Below are 8,518 nucleotides of genomic sequence, written 5' to 3' on the forward strand. Positions count from 1 at the left end.
ATAACCGCTGATGAGATAGCAAAAGTAGCCGAGTTCTTCTCTTTCGGCACAAACGACCTGACTCAGACAACACTCGGTATGAGCAGGGACGATGCAGGGAAGTTCCTGCGATTTTATGTGGATCATGACATATATTCCTATTATCCATTTCAAAGGATAGATGAAAACGGTGTAGGCAAGCTTATGGAGATAGGCATCGAACTTGGCAGGAAGACAAGAAAAGATCTTAAGATCGGCATTTGCGGGGAGCATGGAGGAGAACCAAATTCCGTTGAATTCTGCCACAGAATCGGTCTGAATTATGTGAGTTGCTCGCCTTACAGAGTAACCCTGGCAAAACTGGCAGCCGCAAGGGCAGCCATAAAAGAGAAGATGGCTTAGAAAATAAGAAAACAGGACAAAAAAGCCTCAGAGAATTTCCTCTGAGGCTTTTTTTTGCGAAAGCCTTGAGAGCTGCTCATACCAATTCGGTTTCATGCATAGAACAAGGCGACGACGACGAGCCGACGCAGGCGTACAAGGGTTTATTTAGCTCACGTAGTGAGCGAGAAGGGGAGGCTCCGGCAGCTTTGCTGCAGGAGGGGGCGACGTGAGCCCAAGCAACAGAGGAGTGCGAGGAGGAGGCAACGAAGTTATATGATTGAAGGCGAATTGGTATCAGCATATGAAAAACTTTTTTGATATGTTAGAATAGAAAAGTATTGATGGGAAAAAAAATCCTTCTCCATATATGTTGCGCTCCCTGCTGTATTTATCCCTTAAGTCAATTGAGGGCCGATAATTCAGAGATATATGGATATTTTTACAATCCCAATATTCACCCCTATACTGAATTCCAGAAAAGATTAGAAACGCTTGAGCATTACGCAAAAATTACTTTGCTGAATTTGACAATAGATGACGCCTATGAACTTGAATATTTCTTGAAGGGCGCCCTTGAATACGGAAAAGACAGGTGCCTTTTTTGTTACAGGATAAGGCTTGAAAAGATATTTCAAAAAGGCAGGGAAACGGGTGCCGATGCAGTGACAACAACGCTCCTTTATAGCAAATACCAGAGGCATGAGGACATAAAAACCATAGGTGAAGAATTATCTGCCCGATATGACATAGAATTTCTTTACAGGGATTTCCGGGTCGGATGGAATAAAGGAATAGAGGAGTCGAAGGATCTCAATATGTACAGGCAAAACTATTGCGGCTGTATATTCAGCGAAAAAGAGCGGTTCAGAAAGGTGTAGTATCTTTAAAAAACAGGTTATGCTTTTATCAGGGTGGCGCACCTTGCGGATTATTCATTATTCCCCTATAACCTGAACAATTACGCTCCTGTTTCTTTCTCTGTTGTCAAAGTCAATAAAAACTATCTGCTGCCAGGTGCCAAGCGTAAGTTCTCCATTTACCAAGGGGATCGAAAGCGAGGGTTTCATTAAAGCCGCCCGGACATGGGAGAATCCGTTCCCGTCACCCCAGCGCATGTTGTGTTCATAATCCGTATTTGAAGGAACAATCTTCTCAAGTACTTTTTTCAGGTCATTTATAACTCCTGATTCGTATTCTATAGTTGTAATTGTGCCTGTGGACCCCGGACAGAAAACCGTAACAAGACCATTTATGATTTTTGAATTGCCGATTATATTAATTATTTTAACCATAATATCGATTGTATCCCCAAGACCTTTTGTTTTTATTTGAAATTGTTCTGTATATACCATAATCTTCTCCTTTCTTTATGCTGTTTGTTGTGCATTTTCCCAGGTTTTCTCTTTGTCGGTTGGACGGCATGGAAGAAATGTCCATATACGGCGCTCTGCTTCGCCTTGCGATCCTCCGACGTACATTCAGTACGCCTGCGGCCTGCAAAGCTTACAGCCCATCCGTATCTGAGCCATTTCTTCCATGCCGTCAACCACTCAACCCGGATTCACATATACGCTTATGTGAATCCGGAATAAAGAAGGGGGGTGAGTTTCTTAATTTTCATTTCTATTTTCTACCTCCCCCTAATTTATCTTTGTAGAGGCTTTCCTTTGATTAATCTTCATACCAATTTATCATGAAACTTTTAACAAAAAACGATGTACCTTCCGAAGAAAATATAAAGCTTTTCTTACCTAACCTCAAACAAATAAATTTAATTTTCCAGAAAAACTGAGGTTATAATGAACTATCTTACCACAAGCTGACTGGGTGTCAGAGCGGTTTTACAGCCACACCCAATGAAAACTGAGTAAACTCCAATAATCATGAGGTTTGTATATTATCAAGTTAAAATATTCAAAAAACTTTTAAATTTTCAATTATTGCGTTGGAGGGCACAGGGTGCGACAGAGTGCGGGGCACCCGCTTGTGGGTCATGAGTATTTTTGCTCGACTTAAGCTCGCAATTAAATCATTTCAATCATGCCGTTGAAAGTTCAAAGGAAAAACCCGAAGAAAACAAAATTAGCTAAACTACACAATACAATGATAAACTTTTGACAATACCAAATTTATATCTTGGGTTAAATATTATGAAAGAGAACGATACAAAGATATCAAGTGATGTTTTAAATGCCCAGCAGGAACATTGGGAGAAGATGTTTTCAGAAAAGATTGACATGTTCGGAGTTGATCCGAGCTATCCTGCCCGCAGAGCAAATGAACTGCTTCAAAAAGAAGGTAAAATAAAAATCCTGGAGCTTGGAGGCGGTCAGGGGCGTGACGCCCTCTTTTTCGCGGGTAAAGGTTTTCATGTAAGTGTTCTCGATTACAGTGCAGAAGGACTACTGGCAATCAGGGAAAGAGCGCAAAATGCCGCTATCTCGCAGTCCATTACAACGTTACAGCATGACATCAGGCAGTCTCTTCCCTTTGAAGATGAATCATTTGAATGCTGCTTTTCCCACATGCTGTTTTGTATGGCCCTGACAACTACTGAGCTTGAATTCCTCTCACAGGAAATCGGCCGGGTACTTAAGCCAGGAGGATTAAACATATACACAGCCAGAAATGTCAACGATGCCCATTACAGGACAGGAATCAACCGCGGTGAAGATATGTGGGAAGTCGGGGGTTTTGTTGTCCACTTTTTTGACAGGGAAAAGATGAAACATCTGGCAAAAGGATATGATATAATTAACGTCGAGGAATTCGAGGAAGGAGATCTCCCAAGAAAACTTTTTCTTGTTATCCTAAGAAAACATGGTACCGTCTAAAGAAAGGTTTAGGTATAAACACGGCATTGCCGAAAGTTAAATGATAAAATCGGGGGATATAGAGCGAAGTATAGGAAATGAAGAAATCTTTCTTCATTTCCGCCGGATTAGCATCAGCGAGTAAAGACTGCTGCTAATCCGACATGACTGGGCAACGGCATGTCGGGTAAGGTTTCATTGCGAGGACAGTATCGAGCAAAATGTTCAGGTTTGGATGGGCTGTAAGTTTTGCAGGCTGGAGACAGGGGTTATATGGTAAGTATTGTTTTAGCCGGGGACCCACGAGCAGCTAATTATATAAAAAGCAGCCATTTGTCACGTGGGTGGCAAACGCCGGAGGATCGCAAGACGCAGCAGACCGCCAAAGATGGACATTATCGAACATGCCGTTGACCGACAAAGAAAAAACCCTTAGCAACATTAGATGATAAAACACTACAAGGGTGCAAAAATGAAATACAGGATATTTAAAAACATTTAGCATGAGAATGAACAGTGAAAAGCGTCTTGCAATAACTTTTTTGGTGACAGTCCTTATACTGGCTGCTGAGGTAGTTGGCGGTTATTTAAGCAACAGCCTTGCCCTATTAAGTGACGCCGGGCACATGGTTACAGATGCCCTGGCAATAGCCCTGGGCCTTGTTGCTGCCCGCATAAGCAGAAAGCCGTCGGATAAAAATGCCACCTTCGGCTACCACAGGGTCGGCCTTCTGGCAGCGCTCATCAATGGGTTGAGCCTTCTTGTCATCGCTGTCCTCATCTTTCATGAATCCTACGAAAGGTTTATGTCTCCTCCGAGAATAGATATACCTGTAATGCTCGGCATCGCTGTTTTCGGTCTTATTGGCAACCTTATTATGGCTTTTATCCTCGGTCGCAGCCATGAAGATCTCAACCTTAAAAGCGTCTGGCTGCATGTCCTCGGTGATACGCTTTCTTCCATTGGTGTTATTATCTCAGGCATCATTATCTATCTCACGGGGTGGACTTATACCGATCCTATTGCAAGCGTCCTTATCGGGGGTATTATTATCTGGGGAGGTATAAGACTGGTCCGGGATACAATCTCTATTTTTCTTGACCTGACCCCGAGAGGTTTTAATGTGGAAATACTGGCAAAAAAAATTATTGATATGCACGATGTCATAGACGTACATGATGTCCATCTCTGGCCTGTAGCCCACAATCACGTTGCCTTTTCAGCCCATGTTCTGGTAAATGACAAGACCTTAAGCGAGGTTGAGACAACAAAGATGAATATTGAAGCAATGCTTAGAGAAAACGGGATTGACCACAGTACACTTCAGATCGAATGCGCCTCTATAAACTGCGACGATGGTTTTTACTGCCAGGGGAAACCTGATAACCACAACAAAGAGCATAATCATAATCACTGATTGGATAAATTTGTTTTTTCAAATAATCTACCTCAGATTGATAATATTTTGTCGGAATCTCAACACACAAAGAACACAGTTTTGGAAATCATTGAGATAATATTTTGACAAAATGACCGATTTGGTATAATGAATTTATAAAGAAATGAAGGGGGTAATAATTATGAAGAGGGTTTTGTTGATTGCTGCAGTTTTATTTATAGGTTTCACTTTTATCACAACAGCCCTTGCCCTGGATAAAACGACAGCAACAACTGATAAAAAGGCGAAGATTGACATACCTGCCAGAACAAAAAAGGCTGCAGGCGAAGTTATAAGAGTTGATATAGCCGAAAACATCATTGTTATTAACGGAAAAAAATGTGAAGAAACCTTTGACATCAAAGACGTAAAATGGAAAGTCTATAAAAACGCAGAGGAAGTAAGGGCCAGTGATTTTGTGGTCATTGCTTTCAGGGATATGGACGGCAAGAAAATAGCCAAAAAAATAATCAAAAGCAAGAAACCTGGTGAAAAAAAGGCTGTTTTAAAGAAAAATGAGGTAAAACCTGCGCCTGACAAGCCGACGGTGAAGTAATAAGAAAATATGGGTTAAATACATCAAGCTATCTCAAAGGGAATGGAGAAGCTCATAATTTGTTATTCAGCCTGAATCGAAAAAAGCGGCGGATTAATGAAGCTGTTGCGACAAATTGGGCATTTACCGGGTTTTGTCAGACGGGTTCTTTTTATAAATATAAAACCGCACTTCTCGCATTGTGCCGGTGTAACCGTTAGATGCTGGTTATTTTTGTTTAATGTCTTTCGAATGTGTTCGAGATGACCGCTTACATCCTTTTCCTGAATCCTGAGGTACACGGATATATCTTTGGCTGATAAGGTATTATCTTCAAGCAGGGAAACAATATGTCTGCGTATGGTATTACTGCGTTCAACCGGCTCAGAAGGTTCTTTAATTTTCTTTTTCATTTATTGAAATACAATCTTTTGCAGAGGCTAATACAGAAACATTTAATGTTTAATCTTACCGGCAACAGCAATAATAGATATCCAACAATGAAGCTCTCCGCCGCAAGCAGCGGTGTATCAGCGGGATGAGAACCCTATCCCCCTCACCTCACCCTCTTCCCCGGAGGGGCGGGGGGAAGTTGTTAACCCGCAGCAAGCTGTGGGGAATAATTCGGATTGAATGTAAAAACAAACCCTTATTGCTTCAATAACTTTTCCCGATATTGAATGTATGCGTCGCGTATAGCCACGTACGGGTCAATCGCTGCCCCTTTGAGAGTCTCGTAGTCACCAATATGAAAAGATGTGGTGTTCACTGCTTCGTGGGCATAGATTCCTACACTCTCAGGATTAATCAATTCTGATCCGCCGACGAGATAGGTCGTTGGTTTGAGCGCCCAGTCAACACCCCATCCGACAGAATCACGTACACTGGAAGAACCAATAAATGGCCAGACAAAATAGAAACCATGACCAATGCCATATTTCCCAAGTGTCTGACCGAAATCAGCATCACGGCCCTTTATATTATAACACTCTGTTGCACAGTCCCTTAATCCGCCGACACCGACTGTTGAGTTTATAAAAAATTTGGCCAGTTCAATCCCTGCGTATCCCGGTTTTCCCTGAAGAAGATTATTTATGATACGAATAGGCGCTTTAATATTATGATAAAAACTCCTGAACAGCCCCCTGATGTCTTCCGGCAAAATATATTTATAGCCTTCTGCAACCGGCTTTAATGCCCAGAAATAGACTTTATCGTTAAAGTGATAAATGGCCCTGTTCCACGGTTCCAGGGGGTCGGCAATACGAGGCCCTTCACCGCTGACAACCTGCTCCTCTGTAACATTGTCGTATTCATCGGACAGTTTTTCCTTAATAACAGACTGATCCGATCCAGTTTTTTCTATAGCTTTTCCCGCCGCCTGTTGATCTTGAACAACACCGGCGTCCTGGTTAAGGGCAGGATCAGCTGCATACACCGATGAAAAATAAGTGAATAAAGGGGACAGGTATATCAGACAGACCATCAAGCCTAAGAAGAACCATGCCTTTCCCAAATATTGCATCAAATCCCTGCAATTCATTTTTTACCAACCTTTTTGCGCAAGGTCTCAATCAGCGTTTCCGGCGGGTTGTTGCCAAGGATCTCCCGGAATTGGGTACGATAGTTGCTGATAAGACTCACTCCTTCAATCACTACATCATAGACCTTCCACCCAGTATCCTTTTTGATAACCCTGTAATAGATGGGCACCTGGGTACTCTTTGATATCACAAAACTCTGGACCTCTATCGTGGTTTCGGAAAGAGGAACTTCTTTGTTGAAATTTACCTGTTCATCATTGTAGGCCATTATTTTATCAACATAGGCATCCTTAAGAATTGTCTTATATAACTCAACAAACTCCTTACGCTGTTCCGGGGTAAGTTTGTTCCAATTCAATCCCAGTGTTCTCTTCGAAAGCTCTACAAAATCAAAAAGTTTATCAGCAGCAACAACAATTCTCTGCTCTTTCACTTTTTTACCTGCCTCTCCCTTAAGCTTGGGATCGCGCATTGCATCAATTACGCTGTTGACATTTGTTTTGACAGTATCAAGAGGAATTCCTGCAAAAATATTAAGTGGAAACATTAACATTATCAGAAGTACGGGTACGGGCATCCATTTTCTCATATATATTCTCCTTTATTGTTTTCTATGTTTTAAGGGGTCTTGCCCGGCTCTTTCTTTGCATCTCCAAAGGCATATTTGCCTATGAGGTCTTCGATATCCGCCGGTACCGATGTCTGTGTGATAAAGCCGCCTTGTTTAATCAATTCGCCGGACCCGCCAGGTTCGATTTTTACATATTTATCACCTATAAGCCCCGAGGTCTTTATAGTTGCTGCTGCATCGTCATATACCTTCAAACTTTTGTTGACTGCCATTTCGACAATTGCCATCTGTTTGTCTATATCCATGCTCAGGTTTTTGACACTGCCTACCTCAAGGCCATAAACTTCAACTGTGCTGCCAACCCTCAGCCCCGATGCCGAGACGAATCTGGCATAAATTGTATATGTATCACTCGCAAAGAAAGAGACCTTGCCCAGTTTTATCGTCATATAACCCACGCATATAAGGCCAATCAGAACAAAAACACCTACAGCTGTCTCCATTGAATATTTTTTCATTATATACCACCTCCGGAATTGCATCGGTAAGTTGCGATAATCTCCTGTTTTTCTTCAGCCTTATTGATGATCTGTTCAATCTCATCAGCAGGATAGACTTCTGTGACTCCTGCATGTATATAAATATCGAAGCATTTTTCAATGCCTGTATTTTGGCCTGTTATGCTCTCAATATCATCAAGTGCTCCTTGCTGCAATTTTTTCGCAAAGCCTGCCACCAGTTCTTTTGCCTCATCGGGTGTCGTGTGGGGAAATATAGTAAGTATCTGGTCTCTGCTGTGACGTGCAGAGAAACCTCCTACCTGGTTGAATTGCCTGTTTGTAAATTCTCCAAGGAGCTTCAGGATTTCCAGTGCTGTTTGGGGCCCCAGGGCAGCATCCAGCAAATTCAGTCTGACACTGAAAACTGCTGCTGAAACAGCCGTTGCTGCAGCCGTACCCCCCAGCATTCCTGTATAATGTACCCTGAATGCCTCCCTTGAAAGCAGACCTGTGAGCTCGTCCTGGAATCCTTCCAGGCTGCGGAGAAACTCATCAATTAATGGAAGCTTCAGCTTTGTTGCTTCTTCATATGTCCCTTCAAAACCGACTGATCCTTCCCAAAGAATGATAATACGATCAGATATGAAAAAAACATCCGGGATATCATGGCTGATCATAACAGCGGTAAACCCGAATTTTTTTCTGTAATGGGTAATCATGCTCAGGATCATGTTCTTCCTGATGGGGTCCTGA

The 8,518-nt window shown here is 42.2% G+C and carries 11 protein-coding genes; 5 read left to right on the plus strand and 6 right to left on the minus strand.

The window, feature by feature from the left end:
* Both NT010_10480 and NT010_10485 read left to right on the plus strand, forming a co-directional pair.
* Positions 1 to 381: pyruvate, phosphate dikinase (locus NT010_10480; protein ID MCX5806474.1), on the plus strand; the 381-nt coding region annotated here is incomplete at its 5' end.
* Positions 382 to 704: 323 nt separating this feature from the next.
* A complete protein-coding gene (locus NT010_10485) occupies positions 705 to 1,241 on the plus strand; it encodes an epoxyqueuosine reductase QueH (protein ID MCX5806475.1) in 537 nt (178 codons plus the stop codon).
* 57 nt (positions 1,242 to 1,298) lie between these two features.
* Here the strand turns inward: NT010_10485 and NT010_10490 are convergent, their stop codons facing one another.
* Positions 1,299 to 1,715 carry a secondary thiamine-phosphate synthase enzyme YjbQ gene (locus NT010_10490; protein ID MCX5806476.1) on the minus strand — a complete coding sequence of 139 codons (417 nt, stop codon included), beginning with the start codon at positions 1,713 to 1,715 and terminating at the stop codon, positions 1,299 to 1,301.
* Positions 1,716 to 2,513: 798 nt separating this feature from the next.
* Between NT010_10490 and NT010_10495 the strand changes: the two genes are divergently transcribed.
* From NT010_10495 to NT010_10505, 3 genes are all read left to right on the plus strand, one after another.
* Positions 2,514 to 3,197, plus strand: coding sequence for a class I SAM-dependent methyltransferase (locus NT010_10495; GenBank protein MCX5806477.1), 684 nt, complete (start codon positions 2,514 to 2,516; stop codon positions 3,195 to 3,197).
* A gap of 488 nt (positions 3,198 to 3,685) precedes the next feature.
* Positions 3,686 to 4,594: a cation diffusion facilitator family transporter gene (locus tag NT010_10500; protein ID MCX5806478.1), complete on the plus strand. Its 909-nt coding sequence runs from the start codon at positions 3,686 to 3,688 to the stop codon at positions 4,592 to 4,594.
* Positions 4,595 to 4,757: 163 nt separating this feature from the next.
* The gene (locus tag NT010_10505) at positions 4,758 to 5,171 is read left to right on the plus strand and encodes a hypothetical protein (protein ID MCX5806479.1); all 414 of its coding nucleotides are present in this window, start codon (positions 4,758 to 4,760) and stop codon (positions 5,169 to 5,171) included.
* A gap of 62 nt (positions 5,172 to 5,233) precedes the next feature.
* Here the strand turns inward: NT010_10505 and NT010_10510 are convergent, their stop codons facing one another.
* The 5 genes from NT010_10510 to NT010_10530 form a co-directional block, all read right to left on the minus strand.
* Positions 5,234 to 5,563: a transcriptional regulator gene (locus NT010_10510; protein ID MCX5806480.1), complete on the minus strand. Its 330-nt coding sequence runs from the start codon at positions 5,561 to 5,563 to the stop codon at positions 5,234 to 5,236.
* A 236-nt stretch (positions 5,564 to 5,799) separates the two neighbouring features.
* On the minus strand, positions 5,800 to 6,675 hold the full coding sequence (locus NT010_10515) for a VacJ family lipoprotein (GenBank protein ID MCX5806481.1): 876 nt from the start codon (positions 6,673 to 6,675) through the stop codon (positions 5,800 to 5,802).
* Positions 6,676 to 6,689: 14 nt separating this feature from the next.
* Complete coding sequence (locus tag NT010_10520; protein MCX5806482.1) at positions 6,690 to 7,283, minus strand: ABC transporter substrate-binding protein; 594 nt, start codon at positions 7,281 to 7,283, stop codon at positions 6,690 to 6,692.
* Positions 7,284 to 7,312: 29 nt separating this feature from the next.
* Positions 7,313 to 7,783, minus strand: a complete 471-nt coding sequence (gene mlaD, locus NT010_10525; GenBank protein ID MCX5806483.1) for an outer membrane lipid asymmetry maintenance protein MlaD — start codon at positions 7,781 to 7,783, stop codon at positions 7,313 to 7,315.
* A partial coding sequence (locus tag NT010_10530) for a hypothetical protein (GenBank protein MCX5806484.1) occupies positions 7,783 to 8,518 on the minus strand: 736 nt, incomplete at its 5' end. The genes NT010_10530 and mlaD, both read right to left, overlap by 1 nt.

It is taken from the genome of Pseudomonadota bacterium (genome assembly GCA_026388275.1).
Lineage (GTDB): Bacteria > Desulfobacterota > Syntrophorhabdia > Syntrophorhabdales > Syntrophorhabdaceae > JAPLKB01.

Excerpts from the sequence above, each read along its gene's own strand:
- NT010_10510 (MCX5806480.1), bottom strand. The coding sequence starts at position 5,563 with ATGAAAAAGAAAATTAAAGAACCTTCTGAGCCGGTTGAACGCAGTAAT.
- NT010_10520 (MCX5806482.1), bottom strand. The coding sequence starts at position 7,283 with ATGAGAAAATGGATGCCCGTACCCGTACTTCTGATAATGTTAATGTTT.
- NT010_10485 (MCX5806475.1), top strand. The coding sequence starts at position 705 with ATGGGAAAAAAAATCCTTCTCCATATATGTTGCGCTCCCTGCTGTATT.
- NT010_10515 (MCX5806481.1), bottom strand. The coding sequence starts at position 6,675 with ATGCAATATTTGGGAAAGGCATGGTTCTTCTTAGGCTTGATGGTCTGT.
- NT010_10500 (MCX5806478.1), top strand. The coding sequence starts at position 3,686 with ATGAACAGTGAAAAGCGTCTTGCAATAACTTTTTTGGTGACAGTCCTT.
- NT010_10490 (MCX5806476.1), bottom strand. The coding sequence starts at position 1,715 with ATGGTATATACAGAACAATTTCAAATAAAAACAAAAGGTCTTGGGGAT.
- NT010_10495 (MCX5806477.1), top strand. The coding sequence starts at position 2,514 with ATGAAAGAGAACGATACAAAGATATCAAGTGATGTTTTAAATGCCCAG.
- mlaD (MCX5806483.1), bottom strand. The coding sequence starts at position 7,783 with ATGAAAAAATATTCAATGGAGACAGCTGTAGGTGTTTTTGTTCTGATT.
- NT010_10505 (MCX5806479.1), top strand. The coding sequence starts at position 4,758 with ATGAAGAGGGTTTTGTTGATTGCTGCAGTTTTATTTATAGGTTTCACT.